Consider the following 14,437-nt stretch of genomic DNA (forward strand, 5'->3'; position numbering starts at 1 on the left):
TAGGTGGGCCCAGGATAGGGACGTCTCAGGGGTAGGGAGCCTCAGGGATAGGGGGTCGCACCGCACAGATAGGACCCTTCCCGGAGGATCTCCGGGGTGATCCGTACCCCGGTGAGGTGCTCCGCGAGCGCGAACGCGGCGTGGTCGCAGTCGAGGTTGGCGTCGTCGTCGCCGTCGGCCAGGTCGAAACCGGCCTCGCGCATGGTGCCGAGCAGCGCGTCGGCGGAGGTGCCGTTCCGGTGGGAGGGGAACAGCGGCTCGAACGTCAGCCGCACCTCCCCGTCCTCGACCCAGTAGAAGTTGCCGGCGGCGTTGACGTTGGAGCCGTGCGACACCAGGCGCGTCCGGGCCGACAGGGGCACGATGGTCTCCTCGCTCACGCTGAGGTAGCCGTTGGGCTCGATGACCAGCGCCCAGTCGCCGACGGCGGTGACGCCGAGGCCCTGCTCGCGCCCGTTGTGCTCGCCATGGGTGTCGGAGGAGAACCGGCACAGCGCGTCGACGCCCGTCATGTGCGGCCCGTCGGTGCGCGCGCCCAGCCGGGCCAGCACCTGGGCCGGCGTCAGCCCGCGCACGAGCATCACGCAGTACGCCTCGGCCAGTTCGGAGAAGTCCTCTTCGAACCAGGCGTAGTCAGCAGCGGTCGGTGCCATGACCGGATGCTGCCAGACAACACCGACATTCTCGACGGCGTTCCCCTCATTGACTCGTGGCGTGTTCGGCCCTGGCGGCGCCCGTCGAGGCGAACACGCCACGAGTCAACGGAGAGAGCGGCGTGGGGACCGTTAGCCGTCCAGGGCCGCGTACAGCGATGTCCAGAAGTCGAGCCAGACGGGGTTGTCGGTCGGGAACTGCAGGCGCTGGGTCAGCAGGATGCCGATCAGGTCCTCGGCGGGGTCGGTGTACCAGGAGGTGCCGAGGCCGCCGTCCCAGCCGTAGCGGCCAGGCGTGCCCCACAGATCCTCCTGCCGGACGCCGGCCGCGACGCCGAAGCCCCAGCCGCTCGCACCGCCGAACGACTCCCGGGTCTGCTCGGGGGTGAGCCGGTTGGACGTCATCAGTTCCACGGACCGGCGCGACAGGATGCGCTCGCCGCGGTACGTCCCCTTGCCGAGCAGCATCCGCGCGAACGCCAGGTAGTCGTCGGCGGTCGAGACCATCGAACCCGCTCCGTCGGGGAAGGCGGGCATGGCACTCCAGGCGCTGCCCTCACGCGGATCGTAGGGCTCCAGCGCGCCGTCCTCGCCGACGCCGTACGAGGCGGTGAACCGGTCGAGATCGGCGGCCGGGACGTGGAAGCCGGTGTCCCGCATGCCCAGCGGCTCGAGGATCCGCTCGCGGACGAACTCCGGGAACGGCCGCCCGGTGGCACGCTCGACGAGGATGCCCTGGATGTAGGAGCCGATGTTGTACGTCCAGCGCTCGCCGGGCTGGTCGACCAGCGGCAGCGTCGCCACCAGGCGGAGCCACTCGTCCGGTGCGTGCGGGAATCCCGGCCGGGGCGGGCCGAATCCGCTGATGCCCAGTTCCTGCGCCGCCTGGAAGAACGGATGGCCGAACGCCTCCTCCTCCAGGATCATGCCGAGCCCGAGCCGGAAGTCCAGGGCGTCCCGTACGGTGATCGGGCGGTTCGCCGGGACGGTGTCGTCCAGCCGCGCGTCGGGGGAGCGCAGCACCCGCCGGTCCGCCAGCTCCGGCAGCAGCCGCTCCACCGGCTCGTCCAGCCGCAGCCGGCACTCCTCGACCAGGATCAGCGCCGCCACCGCCGTGATCGGCTTGGTCATCGAGCTGATCCGGAAGATCGAGTCGCGCCGCATCGGGAGCGCGCCGCCGGACTCGGACGTCCCGATCACGTCGGTGTGCACCTCGCCGCCCCGAGAGACCAGCGTGACCAGGCCGGGGAGCCGGCCTGCCGCGACATGACCGGCCATGATGCCGTGCACGCGCTCCAGGCCCGCCTTGGAGAAACCGCTCTTGCCGCCCATACGTCCGATGCTCCGTTCCGTGGTCCGGTGTCAGGGAATGAGACTCCACCGGCTCACGAAACTCATCGCGGCGTCCCGCGGACCAGAGTCGGCGGCTCTAGTCGGGGGACTCGTCCTCGGCGCCGAAGATGACCGAGGAGACCTCCAGGTAGAGCTGCTCCGGGTAGGGCATGTAGCCGACGTTGCGCAGCGCCTGCTTCTGGCCGGCCGACTCCATCACGAACTCGCCGTACCCGAGCATCCGGCCCGCCAGCGACCGCTTCAGCGCGATGTCGGTGACCTTGGCCAGCGGCATCATCGCCACGTCACGGTTGAGCACGCCGCGGATGACCATCACCCGGTGCTCGGTGACCAGGAAGAACTGCACCGACCAGGCGATGACCTTCCAGAGCAGGTAGCCGAGCGTGAGCAGCCAGGCCCACCAGATCCACATCACGCTGACCAGGGTGGCGACGAACCCGCACAGGATCAGCCCGCCCACCGCCAGCACGAGCGGGGGAAGCAGCGTCGCGGGATGGCGGCGGACGGCGATGACCCGGCCCTCGTGCGGCATCAGGTATCGGTCGACGGTGCGCGAACTCGCGTCGCGGTAGACCACTAGGTCCTGCACGTTCATACAGCCGACCGCTCCCGCCGTCACCCATGCGCCAGTCGCCCACAGCGTATCGCGCGGCCACATCGGCGGTAGTGGCGTCCGCGCTAGGGACACCGGGCTTGTACGGGGCGTTCCGGCATCACAAGATGGTCGCCATGGACGGCGCTGGGGCGGGCGACGCGGAGCCGGAGGGCGAGCATGCGCGAGGTGACCGGGCGCGAGGCGAGCGGGGGGCGCGTGCGCGAGGCGAGCAGGGCGAGTTCGTCCAGGATGTGACGGGGCGGCCGGTGTGGCGGCTGCTGCTGCGCGGTCTGGGCGTCTTCCTGCCGGGCTGGCACCAGCCGTCGGGGGCGCTGCGGGTGCCGGGCTCCACCACGGCGCAGCGCACGTACGGCTTCGGGCCGCCGGCGTACCTGGACGGCGGTTCCGGGTTCGGGTTGCAGCTGCCCGCCCGGCGCCGCGGGCTGGAGCCGGCCCGCGAGATCTACGTGCGCGGCCGGGAGGACCCGAGCTTCGGCATCGTGATCGCGGGCCCGGCGGCGGCGATCGGGACCCGGATCGTGGACGCCGGCGAGCTGCTGCGGTACGCGCGCCGGCTGACGTTCGAGGAGCTGTTCGACACCGCCGACGCCGACTCGGTGCCCTATGCCGTACGGGCCGCGCGGGCCGTGGAGAACGTGGTGTTCCTCGACCGGGCCGCCGGGTTCGGGCTGTGCGCGGAGCTCGACGCCGAGACGCGGACGCCGCTGTGCCCGCTCTTCGTGCGGCTCGGCGGGCGCGCGGAACGGACCGTGCGGGCCTACGGCGTCGCGGCCCAGCCGGTGAGGTCCCAGAGCTGATGTGAGGGCAGCCGGCGCAGCCGCAGCGTGGCCGCCGCCGGGTCCCAGAAGACCTCGTCGCTCTCCAGCTCCAGCGACTGCGGCGGGGTCAGGACCGCGCACAGCAGCTCGTCGCGGGTGCGCACGGCCATCAGCGGGCCGATCTGCGCGACGGCGCCGTCGCTCTCGAACAGCGTCCGCAGCAGCGCCTTCAGCGCCACCTCGTCCTCGGGCGCGCGGGGCGGCTCGACGCCCGGCGGCAGGGCCGGGCCGGGCTCGGTCCGGGCGAGCGCGCCGGGCCGGGCGTGCCGGGGGCCGTTGTGCGGGAGGTCGGCGCCGGTCGAGATCAGCAGCGCGGTGAAGCCGCCGACGAGGTCCTCGGCGTCCTGCCCGGCCAGGAAGTAGCGGCGCTGCTCGGAGGTGCCCGGCGCCGATCCGTCCGTCCCGTCGGACATGCGGAACCTGATGTCGAGCCGGGCGGCCCGCACGCACCGCTCGTACACCTCGGTGAGGATGTCCTCCAGCTGCGCGTCCCGCGTCCACAGCCGCCCGGCCGCGCGCACGGCGGTCTCGTCGCCCGTGCCTTGGGCCACGTGCCGGCCCGCGCCTTCCGGGGCGCGGGCGGGGCCCGTGAGCGCCGCCGTGACCGACTCGTCCAGCTCGCCCTCGGTGAACCGCAGCAGCTCGGAGACGACGTCCTCGACGTCCTCCAGCGTGCGGGTGAGGGCGCGCTGCAGCTCCAGGATCTCCTCGCCGCCGCGCTCGACGTCGGCCAGCCGGTCCAGGGCCTCGTCGACCTTGCCCTCGACGGCCGCGGTGCCGGCCCGGGTGAACGAGCGCACCGAGGTCTCGATCTCGGCGAGCTTGCGGCGCAGCGCGGCCAGCGTGATCCGCTGCTTCTCCAGGTCGTGCAGCCGGCCGGACTGCGCGTGCAGGAACTCGTCGGCCCGCCGTACCAGCGAGGCCAGCTCCTCGACCTGCTCGGACTGCCAGTGCAGCCGGGAGTCCAGCGCCGGCAGCGTCTCCCGCTTGACCCTGGTCAGCTCGGCGGTGAGCTGCTCGCCCACCGTGACCAGCACGTTGTTCTGCTTGGTGACCTGGTCGTTCAGCTCGTCGACCCGGCGGGCGAACGCGCGTGCCTGATCCTTGCTCTGCTTGCCGGCGTACAGCTCGAGCACGCCGACCACGAGGCACAGAACGACAAGGATCACCGTCGTCATGGGACTCCTCGAAGTCAGGTCGCGACCACCGGCAGAATGGGTGATCGCGACCATAACTTACGATCATGTGCCGGTATCGGTACTTGCGTAACCGACTGATCTCAGTGGCGGGCAAGCCCGGAAAGGTGTCAGTCGCAGCCCTCGAACTGCGGAACCGTGGTCGTCACCTTGAGCCCGGCCGGCCCGAACCACTTCCGCAGCAGGCCGGGGGCGGTGCCGTCCTGGTACATCTCGGTGATCGCCTTGTTGACGGCCTCGCAGCCGTCGGTGTCGTCCTTGCGGAGCCCGATCCCGTACGGCTCGTCGGAGATCGGCGCGTTCACCATCCGCAGCGCCGGACCCCCGCCCGACTCCACCGCCCGCGCGGCCAGCCCGGTCAGGATCAGATCGTCGGTGGACACCGCGTCCACCTGCCCGCTCGACAGCTGCCGCACGCAGTCGGCGTAGTCGTCACCCGGCCGCGGCAGGACGGCGACGCCCCGCTCGTCCCGTACGCGCGTGTACGAGACCGAGCGGTCGACCTTGCACAGCCGCTTGCCCGCCAGGTCGCGCACGTCCTTGATGGCGGCGGCGTCGGCCTTGCGCACCAGGGTGTCCTGGTGCGCGACGTAGTAGGGGCCCGCGAACGTCACGCGGGTCTTGCGCTCCTGCGTGATGGAGTAGCTGGCGACCACGAGATCGACCTCGCCCGTACTCAGGAACCGCTCCCGCTCCTCCGAGGCGACCTTCTTGAACGTGATGTTCCCGGCGTCCACCCCGAGCCGCTCGGCGACCCTCCGGGCGATGTCGATGTCGAAGCCCTCGTACGCGCCGCCCGCGCCCCGCGAGCTGAGGCCGGGCTCGTTGTCCTTGACGCCGATGACGAGGGAGTCCTTGACCGCCACGGACTCGGCGGTGCCGCTCGCGACGCCGCAACCCGACACCGCCAGCGCGGCGGTGAGGACGGCGATCGCGGCCGGTGCCCGCCGGGCTCGCCGTGCCCCCTGGACCCGCCGCGCCGTCACCGGTACTCCGCCAGCCGGGGGCGGATTCCCACCAGGACCAGCCCGATGATCAGCAGTCCCGCCAGCGGGACCCCCGCGTTCCATCCCCTGATGCCCTTGTCCCCGTCGGCCACGGCCTGGTCGAACGCCTTGCGGTGGATCGCGAACAGCTGCTGCATCGACGCGTCGTACGCGGTGAAGTCGCGGTCGGAGGAGAAGCCGCTCGTACCGCCGCCGAGCCGGGCCGCGATGGCCCGGTCGCGCTGCCCGGCGCGGACCAGCGCCCGTACGCGCGAGTCGCTCTGCTGGAACGCGCTGTACCTCTGCAGCGCCATCCGGTACGCCTTCGGCTGCCCCGGAAGCGAGCCGTAGTCGGCCTCCCGGCCGAGGAATCCCAGGTACTTCTGGTCGAGGACGTCGACCTGCGGATTGCCGAGGTCGCGCTGAACGGCCTCGTTGTAGAGGTCGAGGTTGTCGGCGGGGCGGTACAGCACCGACTGCGACTTGCTCAGGTAGACCTGCTCGTAGGTGTCGGCGCGGCCCGGGTCGAGCAGGTACCGGGTCTCGTCGGCGTTGGCGCTGGTACTGATGGCCCGTGCCCGCGACAGTGCGAGCAGCGAGTCGAAGCCGTCGGTCTTGGCCGTACGGAGGTCGTCCATCTGCCCGGACAGCATCACCGCGCTCGACCCCATCAGCGCCAGCACGATGAGCGAGGCCACGGCCAGTGCCGGGTTGAGCAGCCGCCGGAACCGTGCGAACAGGAAGAACTGGAGCGCGACCAGGAGGCCGAGCGCCACCGCTCCGATGACGTACACCAGGACCTGGCCGGTCATGACCGCGCGGCGCTCGTCCTCGTAGGTGTGCCGGACGAGCGTGCCGTTGTCGAGCGTCAGGTTGTACGCCTTGGGCAGCAGGTCCAGCTTCATCAGGTCGGTCGCCTGCCGGTAGTAGGCGATGACGTCCTGCGACGGCGGGCCCGCCGCGTGCGCCGACCGCTCGTCGAGCAGCAGCGCCTGGCCGGCCAGCCGCTCGTACCGGGCCAGCGCGTTGAGGGACTCGCGGGCGGTCTCGTCCTCGGTCCTCTCGTCGGCCAGCTTGGCCGCCTTCAGCAGCGCGTCGCCCGCCGCGAGCCGGCTCTCGTCGAAGCCCCGCAGCGCGTCGTCCCGGCGCATCCCGAGGTTCTGCGTACGGCCGATCAGCAGCGCGTTGGCCAGCTGCGCGTCCATGTTGGTGAGGTGGAAGTACAGGTTGCCGGTCGCGACGACCTGGGGACCGGCGTCCTTCCCGATCACCCGTACGCCGTCCTTGGCGTTGCCGACGGCGATGGCGATGACCGCCAGCAGCGCCAGCAGCGCGACCAGGACGGCCGCGGTCAGCACCCGGATCCGGCTCGCCACCGTACGGGGCAGCAGCCGCGACATCCTGGACGGCGGCGCCGCCGGCGGCCTGCGCAGCCCGCTCCTGCGCGGCCGCTTGGCGGCGCGCGGCCGCGGTACGGGGATCGCCGGGGCGGGCGCCGGGGCCGGCGCGCTCGCCGGGGGCGCGGGCTGTACGGCCGTCATGGCGCCTGGCCCTTCCTGAGGGTGATGGTGGTCCAGACTCCGACGTGGATCCGGTCGCCGTCGCCGACCGGTACCTCCACGTTGAGCGGGATGGTCGCGGTCGAGCCGTTGAGGGACGTCCCGTTCATGGAACCGGGATCGACCAGCACCCACGAGCCGCCCGGGCGCGCGAGCAGCACCGCGTGGACGTGCGAGACCCCGGGGTCCTCCGGCGCGACCCGCAGGTCGATCTCCGGGACGACGCCGCGGGACGTGCTGTGCCGCCCGATCCGGATCTGCTCGCCGCCGATCGGTACCCGCCGTTCCGGGCAGTACGGCGGGAACGCGATCACCCCGGAGTCGGGTTCGAGCAGCGCGACGACCGCGTCGTAGTAGTCGCGGTCGGCGCTGATGACCGCGACCCAGCCCGAGCCCCCGGCAGGCGCCGGTACGGGCGCCGGCGTCGGTGTGGATACGGGCGGTTGTGCGGATACGGGCGGCTGTGCCGGTACGGGGGCAGGAGCCGGCACGGGGGGAGGGGGCGGAGTCGGGCTGGACGGCGGCCCGGCCGGAGGTCCTGCCGGAGTGGGCGACGCGCCGCCGCCAAGGGCGAAGTCGTAGCCGCAGGACTCGCAGAACCGGTCGGTCGCCGGCGTACCGCATTCGGGGCACGGCGACTCGGCGCCGCCCCCGACCGACGTCTCGACCGTCGGCGCCATTCCACCAAGCACAGGGCCACCAGGGCCGCCGGATCCAGGGGGAGCGGGGGCGCCCACCATGCGCTCGCCGCAGACATCGCAGTAGTCGCCGGACGCGGAGGCGTGGCCCGCGGGACAAGTAGCCATGCTCAGCCCTCGCCCTTACGGGTACGCACCGTCTTGGTGGAACGGGTGTCCAGCGACATCTCGTCGGCCTTGTCGACGTTCTTCTTCAGCCGGACGGTGCCGGTGACCGGGTCGACCACGTCCACCACCTTGCGCAGCAGCGTGGTGATCGCCTCGTTGCCGGCCTCGTCGGCCAGCTTCACCGCGCGGCCGAGCCGGGCGGTGGCGGTGTCGAGGTCGCCGTCCTTGCGGGCCTGCAGGCCCTCCTGGATGACGTCGGCCAGCTCCGCCTGCCCGGTGTAGTGCGCGACCCGCCCGTTGATCCGGGTCGACTCCGCCTCGTCGTCGGTCCACTGGGCCAGCACGTTGCCGGTGGCCAGCACCTGCGGCTCCTCCCCGGCCGCGCCGGGGACCACCAGCTTCACCCAGGCCGCGCGCAGCTCCTTGCCCACGTCTCCGGGAGGCACCTCGACGCAGATGTGGTAGTCGCGGCTCTCGGCGCCCCACGCCCCGAGCGGGTAGTCGCCCGCCTGCGCCGCCGTGTCGACCCGCTTGGAGGTGAGGTCGGCCACCGAGGGCATCACCTGCTTGACGTACCGCAGCTTGGCCGTCTGCGGCGTCCAGACCCGCAGCATCACGTCGGCGACCGCCTTGCCCATCGCCGCCTCGGTCATCGCCTGGAAGTCGGCCACCAGGTCGTGCGGGTCGGCGACGATGTCCACGCTGCCCAGCAGCGCGGCGGAGATCTTGCGCAGCTCCGCGACCTCCCAGTCGGTGCCCACGCCGCGGCAGTCGCAGACGAAGCGGCCCGAGCAGCGGAACAGCGCCGCGTCCAGCTCCTCGGCCGACTCGTGCTGGTTCTTGCCGTCGGTGAGCAGGATCGCGTGCCGGATGCCGTCCTGGTGCGGACCGAAGAGCTCGTCGGCCAGCCGCAGCCAGGACCCGATGGCGGTGCCGCCGGACGCCGTCAGCCGGCTGACCGCCATCTTGGCGTCGTGCCTGGTCCTGGCGTCGGCCCGGACCAGTACGGCGTTCCCGGGATAGACCATCGAGGCGCTGTTGGCCCCGGAGATCACCGCGAAGTACACGCCGTCACGGATCGTGTCGACCGCGGCCTGCGCGGCGGCGATCGCCGCGCGCAGCTTGGTGTCGGGGTAGGACATCGAGCCCGAGGTGTCGATGATGATGACCTCGGCGGCGGAGGCCGTCGTCGCCGCGGTGGGCGAGCCGGTGCCCTCCACCGAGACGATGGCGTGCACTTCGCGGCCGCCCTCGGGCAGGTACTTGTTCTGGTCGACCTTGATGGTGAACTGCGGCTGCTCGCTCAACGCTCGCGCTCCATGTCCGAAGAGGGACCCATGTTCGTAGGGGGACCCATGTCTGAAGAGGGAGAAGGGAGGGATGGGGGAAGGGGGATCACGGCGACCGTGATGTTGTCGCGCCCGCCCGCGTCCAGGGCCCGCCGTACCAGCGCCTGCGCGGCCCCGAGCGGGTCGGCCGCCGGGTCGGTGCCCGACCCGGCCAGCACCGCCGCGAGGTCCTGCGCGTGGGGCAGGTAGTTCCACAGGCCGTCGCTGCAGACCAGCAGCGTGCCGGGCGCGCCGGGATCGGTGCCGAAGGTGGCGATGTGCGGCCGGACCTCCTCGGCGTCGGCGCCCAGCCAGCCGGTGATGACGTGCGCGTTCGGATGCGCCTCGGCCTCGGCCTCGGTCAGCGCGCCCTCGGCGACCATGAACGCCGCCCACGAGTCGTCCTCGGTGAGCGCCCGTGAGGCTCGCAGCTCGGATTCGCCGTCCGGGCCCTGAACGGCCATCTCGGCGGTGTCCCCGAGGTCGGCGGCCCCCGCGGATCCGGCTTCGCCGGGCGGCAGGGTGTTGGGCGGCAGGGTGTCGAGCGGGGACCCGTCGCCGGCGGCCGACAGCCAGTAGGCCCGGCTGTCGCCCACCCAGCCGACCGTGACCCGGCCGGGGGTGGTCACGGCGGACACGAACGTGCAGGAGGGCGCCTCGGCCGGCGATTCGGCCAGGGCGGCGACGGCCTCGGCCGCCGACGCCACAGCGGCGCGCATGGCGTCCTCAGGCCCGGACCCGCCCGCCAGCCGCGCGACCAGCTCCGCGACACCGGAGTCGGCGGCGGCGCGGGAGGCGTCGTCGGGACGCTGGGACGAGCCCACCCCGTCGGAGACGACGACCGCGACACCACCGGGATGCTCCGCGATGGCGATCGCGTCCTCGTTGCGGCTGTAGCGCTTGCCGCGGTCGCTCGCCGCCGCCGCGATCCGTCCGGGAAGCTCGATCTCCACATGGTCGCGCTCGGCGGGCTGGCGCAGCCCGCACTGCTCGCAGTAGCCGTCGGCGTCGATCGTGCCCGTACCGCACCCGACGCAGGCGGGCCCGGCCGGCACCACCGGAGCCGGGGGCGGGGGCGGACCGGCACGCCCGCCGGGAGTGAGGCGGTGCCCGCAGGCCTCGCAGAAGTCCTCGCCGGGGAAGACGAGCTCGCCGCAGGACGGGCACTTCTGCTCGGCCGCCTTCGCCCCCTCGACCGGCAACCCGTTTCCGACGGCAGGGTCCCCCACCGCAGAGCCCCCCACCGCAGAGCCCCCGGCCGCAGAGCCCCCGGCCGCAGCGTCTCCCGCCACCGGGTCCCCGGCCGCAGCGTCCCCCCACATGGCGTCCCCCGTCACAGCAGTGTCCTCGGCCGTACGGCGTTGGCGCAGTCGATGAGCCACCGCCGGTCCTCCCGGGCGGTGGTGTGGCGCGCGAGCGAGCGGTAGGTCTCCTCCAGCCGCAGCCGCAGCGGGATCTCCAGCAGCGGCGCGCCGAGCAGCGTGCCGCCCTGCGGATGGCCGCCACGGGTGGCGGACGTGCCGTTCTCCACCCAGTCCAGCGCGGCCTCGAAGATCTCCACGGCCAGCCGGTCGCGCCGCCCGCCCTCCAGGTCCAGGGTTTCCAGCCGCTCCCCGGCCCGCGCCAGCTCGGCGGCGCTCACCTCGCCGGGCGGGCGGCCCCGCACGGCGGCCGTCATGGCGGCCACCTGCGCCGACACGAACCGGATCGAGGTCGAGGGCACCGAGTCCAGCACGGCCGTCGCCGCCGCCCGGTCGCCGCGGGCCAGATGCACCCGGGCGAGCCCGAAGGCGGCACCGATGTACTGCCGGTCGGTCCGCCAGACCGTCTCGTACAGCGCGGCGGCCCGCGGTGGCGCGGCGATCTCGAGGCAGTGCGCCAGCGCCAGCTTGGGCGCGGCCTCGCCGGGCAGCAGCGCGTACAGCTCGTTGAAGAGCGTGGCGGCCTCGTCCGGGCGGCCCTCGGCCAGCGTCGCCAGCGCGTGGTACCACCCGATCCGCCAGTCGCCGGGACGCTCGCCCGCGATCTGGTCGAGCAGCGCCCGCGCGTCGTCGTACGCGCCCAGCTCGATCCGCACCCGGGCGAGCGTCAGCCGTACCTCGTGCGTCTGTACGGGCGCGCTCGCCACGGCCTCGGCCATCCGGGCGGGTTCGAGCGCGGTGAGCCCGGCCAGGAACTGGGCGGCCGGGTCGTTCCCGTCCACCAGCGGAACGGGCAGCGACGCCGCCGCCTCCGCCCTGAGCACGGGTGGCAGCACGTCCTCGCCGTCGGCCATCCGCCCCGGGTCGGTGCCGGGCACCGAGCGTTCCTGGCCGAAGAGCCCCGACAGCGCGGGGCGCGGGACGCCGTCCTCGGCCGCCAGCACCTCGCGCAGGACCCCGGTGAGCTGTTCGGCCATGTCGGCCGCGTCCAGGAAGCGGCGCGCCGGTTCCTTGTGCGTGGCCCGCCGCAGCAGCCGGTCGTACGAGGGGAACCGCGCCAGCACCGGCACGTCGGCGGGCGGCGGCAGGCTGTCGGCGAACGTCGAGGTGTAGCCCTTGAACGGGAAGCTCAGCACCGCCAGCGCCCGGCCGACGGTGTAGAGGTCGGAGGTGATCGAGGGGCCGTCGGCTTCGATCTCGGGGGCCTGGTAGCCGACCGTCCCGTAGATCGCGCCGTCCTGGTCGTCCAGCCGCCGCACCCCGCCGAGGTCGATCAGCCGCAGCTGCTCCTCGGACTGGATCACGTTGTCGGGCTTGAAGTCGCAGTAGACCAGGCCCTGCGCGTGCAGGTAGCCGAACGCCTGCAGCACTTCGAGCCCGTACGCGATCGCCTGACCGACCGGCAGCGCCTGCTCGCCGGCCTCGTTGCGGTGGCGCTGCAGGATGTCCTTCAGCGACTCGCCGCCGACGTACTCCATCACGATGTAGTCGGCGCCGGCGTGCTGCACGAAGTTGTAGATCTTGACGATGTTGGGGTGCTCGACCTCGGCCAGGAAGGCGCGCTCGGCGGTCGCGGCGGCCATCGCGTCCGCGTCCCCGGTGTCGAGCAGGCCCTTGAGCACCACCCAGCGGTCGTTGACGTTGCGGTCGAGCGCCAGGTAGATCCAGCCGAGCCCGCCGTGCGCGATGCAGCCCAGCACCTCGTACTGCCCGCCGACCAGGTCACCGGCGGCGAGCTTGGGCGTGAACGAGAACCCGGACCTGCACTTGGGGCAGAACCCCTCCGTACGGCCGGGGCGGCCGTCGCGGCTGCGCCCGACCTTCTCGCCGCAGCTGCTGCAGAAGCGCCTGCTCTCGGCGACCTGCGGATCGGACAGGACCGCCGAGGAGGGGTCGCGGTACGGGACGCGCGGTACCTCCACCAGCCCGGCGCCCAGCATGCCGCGCCGCCCGGACGAGCGCGTGGAGCCCGAACGCGTGGACCCGGAACCGGTCGAGCCGGACCGCCCGCTGCCGATCCAGCCGGAGGAGGCCATGCCCTCCGTCTTCTGGGACGGCGGCAGCCCGCACACGTCGCAGTAGCCGTCGACGATGGTGCCCGGACAACCGGACTGGGCGCACTGACCGGAGGGTGGGGTCGCTGGGGGAGGGGGAGCCTGGGGAGTGGGGGAAGCCGGAGGAGCCTCGGCGGCCGACGTACCGCAGATGTCGCAGTAGCCGTCCTCGATCGTCCCCGCGCAGCCGGGCTGGGCACAGGAGCGCGGCGCGGTACCCGGTGTCGGACCGGAGCCCGGAGTCGGGCCGGAACTCGGTGTCGGACCGGGACCCGCCGTGGCTGCCATACCGCATACGACGCAGTAGCCGTCTTCGACGGTTCCGCCGCAGCCCGGCACCATGCACTGGTTCATCGTCCCGGCCCTTCCGCCCGCGTGGTGATGGCCTGCTGGTAACCGGACAGCATGACGGTCGCCTTCCTGAGGTCACAGGGGGAGGTCCACAGCAGTGCGCGGGCCTCCTCGTACATGCGGGTGAGCGCGTCGTCCTCGGCGAGCCCGAGCCGCGCGGCCTTCACCTTGTAGGCCCGCAGCCGCCCGCGCAGCTCCTCGCGCCGGTCGAGCAGGCCGGTGACCAGCCCGAGGTCCTCGCGGGCCCGCCGCAGCGCGTCCCGCGCGGCGCGTTCGAGATCGGTGGCGCGGTCGGCCAGGTCGCCCCAGCGCCGCTGGTCGCGCAGTCCGTGCAGGGCCGCCAGCCGGTCGTCCAGCGCGGCGGCCAGGTCCGTGGGGGCCGGCAGCGCAGGAGAGGCGATCTTCTCCAGCACGCGCTCGCGCACGCGCCGGGTCTCCTCCTCCGTCTCGCGCACGAGGGCGACCGCGTCCCGTACCTGCCGCATCCGGTCATCGAAGCCCGCGCGGAACCGCAGGGCCTCGCCCAGCCGGTCGCGCAGGGTCATCAGGTCGCGCGTGGCGGCGTCGAGCCCGCCGGTCCCGACCGAGAGCGGGTCGGACCGCACGCTCGCGCCCAGGATCCGCACGTTCTCGCGGACGCGCTCGTACTCCGGCTCCGGTGCCCCGAGCCCCTCGGCCATCTCCGCCACCGCGCGCAGGATTGCCTCGATCTCGTCCAGCCGGGCCAGCAGCGCCGACCAGACCGAGTCGACGGCGGCGACCGTACGGGCCGCCTCCTCGTACATCGGCGTCATCCGCGCCACCACGCCCTGCAGCGTCAGCTTCTCGCCGCCCGTCGCGGCCAGCAGCGTGCGCCGTTCCAGCGGGATCTCCTCGGCGGGCAGTTCGACCGCGGGCCCGCTGAGCAGCCGGGTCAGCTCGGCGAGCTGGACGGCGCCCGGCCTCGCGTGGCGCGCGCGCAGCTCCTCGGCGGTGCCGAGCGTGCGGCCGTAGAGGTCGAACATCGTCCAGAGCGCGGACATGCCGGCGAGCAGCGCGGCCTGGCGCCGCGCCGTCTCCCCGGTCAGCGCCGCGCCCTCCAGCAGCCGGTACCCGTGGTGCGCCTCCAGTTCGAGCAGCGCCGCCCCGATGCGCTCCTTCTCGTCCCGCAGGTGCCCGAGGGCGCGGTCCACCTCGTCACGGCTCATCGGTGGTCGCCCCAACTCTGCCCCTGTATCCCCCGGTACGAGCATTTGGTGGTGATCAGTGTTCACCATGCGCAGACCCTTCTCAAGAGGCGGCCCCGGGGCCTGCAAA

The 14,437-nt window shown here is 73.1% G+C and carries 12 protein-coding genes; 1 reads left to right on the forward strand and 11 read right to left on the reverse strand.

Going from position 1 to position 14,437, the window contains the following annotated elements; genetic code table 11:
* Positions 1-41: 41 nt before the first annotated feature.
* The 3 genes from ACH34Q_RS26550 to ACH34Q_RS26560 form a co-directional block, all read right to left on the reverse strand.
* Entirely contained in the window at positions 42-653 is a 612-nt protein-coding gene (locus ACH34Q_RS26550) for a DUF6461 domain-containing protein (protein ID WP_395985774.1), read from the reverse strand.
* A 132-nt stretch (positions 654-785) separates the two neighbouring features.
* Entirely contained in the window at positions 786-1,985 is a 1,200-nt protein-coding gene (locus ACH34Q_RS26555; protein ID WP_395985775.1) for a serine hydrolase domain-containing protein, read from the reverse strand.
* A 97-nt stretch (positions 1,986-2,082) separates the two neighbouring features.
* The gene (locus ACH34Q_RS26560; RefSeq protein ID WP_395985776.1) at positions 2,083-2,601 is read right to left on the reverse strand and encodes a PH domain-containing protein; all 519 of its coding nucleotides are present in this window, start codon (positions 2,599-2,601) and stop codon (positions 2,083-2,085) included.
* Positions 2,602-2,735: 134 nt separating this feature from the next.
* On the opposite strand from ACH34Q_RS26560, the gene ACH34Q_RS26565 reads away from it, so the two are divergent.
* Entirely contained in the window at positions 2,736-3,419 is a 684-nt protein-coding gene (locus tag ACH34Q_RS26565; protein WP_395985777.1) for a hypothetical protein, read from the forward strand.
* Here ACH34Q_RS26565 and ACH34Q_RS26570 read toward each other — a convergent pair.
* From ACH34Q_RS26570 to ACH34Q_RS26605, 8 genes are all read right to left on the reverse strand, one after another.
* Complete coding sequence (locus tag ACH34Q_RS26570; RefSeq protein ID WP_395985778.1) at positions 3,380-4,618, reverse strand: hypothetical protein; 1,239 nt, start codon at positions 4,616-4,618, stop codon at positions 3,380-3,382. The two genes, ACH34Q_RS26565 and ACH34Q_RS26570, sit on opposite strands and share 40 nt — an antisense overlap.
* Before the next feature lie 128 nt (positions 4,619-4,746).
* Positions 4,747-5,622: a glutamate ABC transporter substrate-binding protein gene (locus tag ACH34Q_RS26575; RefSeq protein WP_395985779.1), complete on the reverse strand. Its 876-nt coding sequence runs from the start codon at positions 5,620-5,622 to the stop codon at positions 4,747-4,749.
* Positions 5,619-7,163 carry a hypothetical protein gene (locus ACH34Q_RS26580; protein WP_395985780.1) on the reverse strand — a complete coding sequence of 515 codons (1,545 nt, stop codon included), beginning with the start codon at positions 7,161-7,163 and terminating at the stop codon, positions 5,619-5,621. Before ACH34Q_RS26580 ends, ACH34Q_RS26575 begins: the two co-directional genes overlap by 4 nt.
* Complete coding sequence (locus ACH34Q_RS26585; protein WP_395985781.1) at positions 7,160-7,861, reverse strand: FHA domain-containing protein; 702 nt, start codon at positions 7,859-7,861, stop codon at positions 7,160-7,162. The genes ACH34Q_RS26580 and ACH34Q_RS26585 overlap by 4 nt, the downstream gene beginning before the upstream one ends.
* Before the next feature lie 128 nt (positions 7,862-7,989).
* A complete protein-coding gene (locus tag ACH34Q_RS26590) occupies positions 7,990-9,294 on the reverse strand; it encodes a VWA domain-containing protein (RefSeq protein ID WP_395985782.1) in 1,305 nt (434 codons plus the stop codon).
* Positions 9,291-10,517: a protein phosphatase 2C domain-containing protein gene (locus ACH34Q_RS26595; RefSeq protein ID WP_395985783.1), complete on the reverse strand. Its 1,227-nt coding sequence runs from the start codon at positions 10,515-10,517 to the stop codon at positions 9,291-9,293. Before ACH34Q_RS26595 ends, ACH34Q_RS26590 begins: the two co-directional genes overlap by 4 nt.
* Positions 10,518-10,648: 131 nt before the next feature.
* A complete protein-coding gene (locus ACH34Q_RS26600) occupies positions 10,649-13,078 on the reverse strand; it encodes a tetratricopeptide repeat protein (protein WP_395985784.1) in 2,430 nt (809 codons plus the stop codon).
* Between the two features lie 62 nt (positions 13,079-13,140).
* Entirely contained in the window at positions 13,141-14,328 is a 1,188-nt protein-coding gene (locus ACH34Q_RS26605; protein ID WP_395985785.1) for a hypothetical protein, read from the reverse strand.
* Positions 14,329-14,437 lie beyond the last annotated feature (109 nt).

Origin of the sequence: Actinomadura sp. 9N407 (genome assembly GCF_044326315.1) — a bacterium.
GTDB lineage: Bacteria > Actinomycetota > Actinomycetes > Streptosporangiales > Streptosporangiaceae > Spirillospora.

What these genes read in the sequence shown, in the direction of transcription:
- ACH34Q_RS26585 (WP_395985781.1), bottom strand. Translation starts at nt 7,861, where the DNA reads ATGGCGCCGACGGTCGAGACGTCGGTCGGGGGCGGCGCCGAGTCGCCG.
- ACH34Q_RS26605 (WP_395985785.1), bottom strand. Translation starts at nt 14,328, where the DNA reads ATGAGCCGTGACGAGGTGGACCGCGCCCTCGGGCACCTGCGGGACGAG.
- ACH34Q_RS26580 (WP_395985780.1), bottom strand. Translation starts at nt 7,163, where the DNA reads ATGACGGCCGTACAGCCCGCGCCCCCGGCGAGCGCGCCGGCCCCGGCG.
- ACH34Q_RS26550 (WP_395985774.1), bottom strand. Translation starts at nt 653, where the DNA reads ATGGCACCGACCGCTGCTGACTACGCCTGGTTCGAAGAGGACTTCTCC.
- ACH34Q_RS26570 (WP_395985778.1), bottom strand. Translation starts at nt 4,618, where the DNA reads ATGACGACGGTGATCCTTGTCGTTCTGTGCCTCGTGGTCGGCGTGCTC.
- ACH34Q_RS26565 (WP_395985777.1), top strand. Translation starts at nt 2,736, where the DNA reads ATGGACGGCGCTGGGGCGGGCGACGCGGAGCCGGAGGGCGAGCATGCG.
- ACH34Q_RS26555 (WP_395985775.1), bottom strand. Translation starts at nt 1,985, where the DNA reads ATGGGCGGCAAGAGCGGTTTCTCCAAGGCGGGCCTGGAGCGCGTGCAC.
- ACH34Q_RS26560 (WP_395985776.1), bottom strand. Translation starts at nt 2,601, where the DNA reads ATGAACGTGCAGGACCTAGTGGTCTACCGCGACGCGAGTTCGCGCACC.
- ACH34Q_RS26600 (WP_395985784.1), bottom strand. Translation starts at nt 13,078, where the DNA reads ATGGCAGCCACGGCGGGTCCCGGTCCGACACCGAGTTCCGGCCCGACT.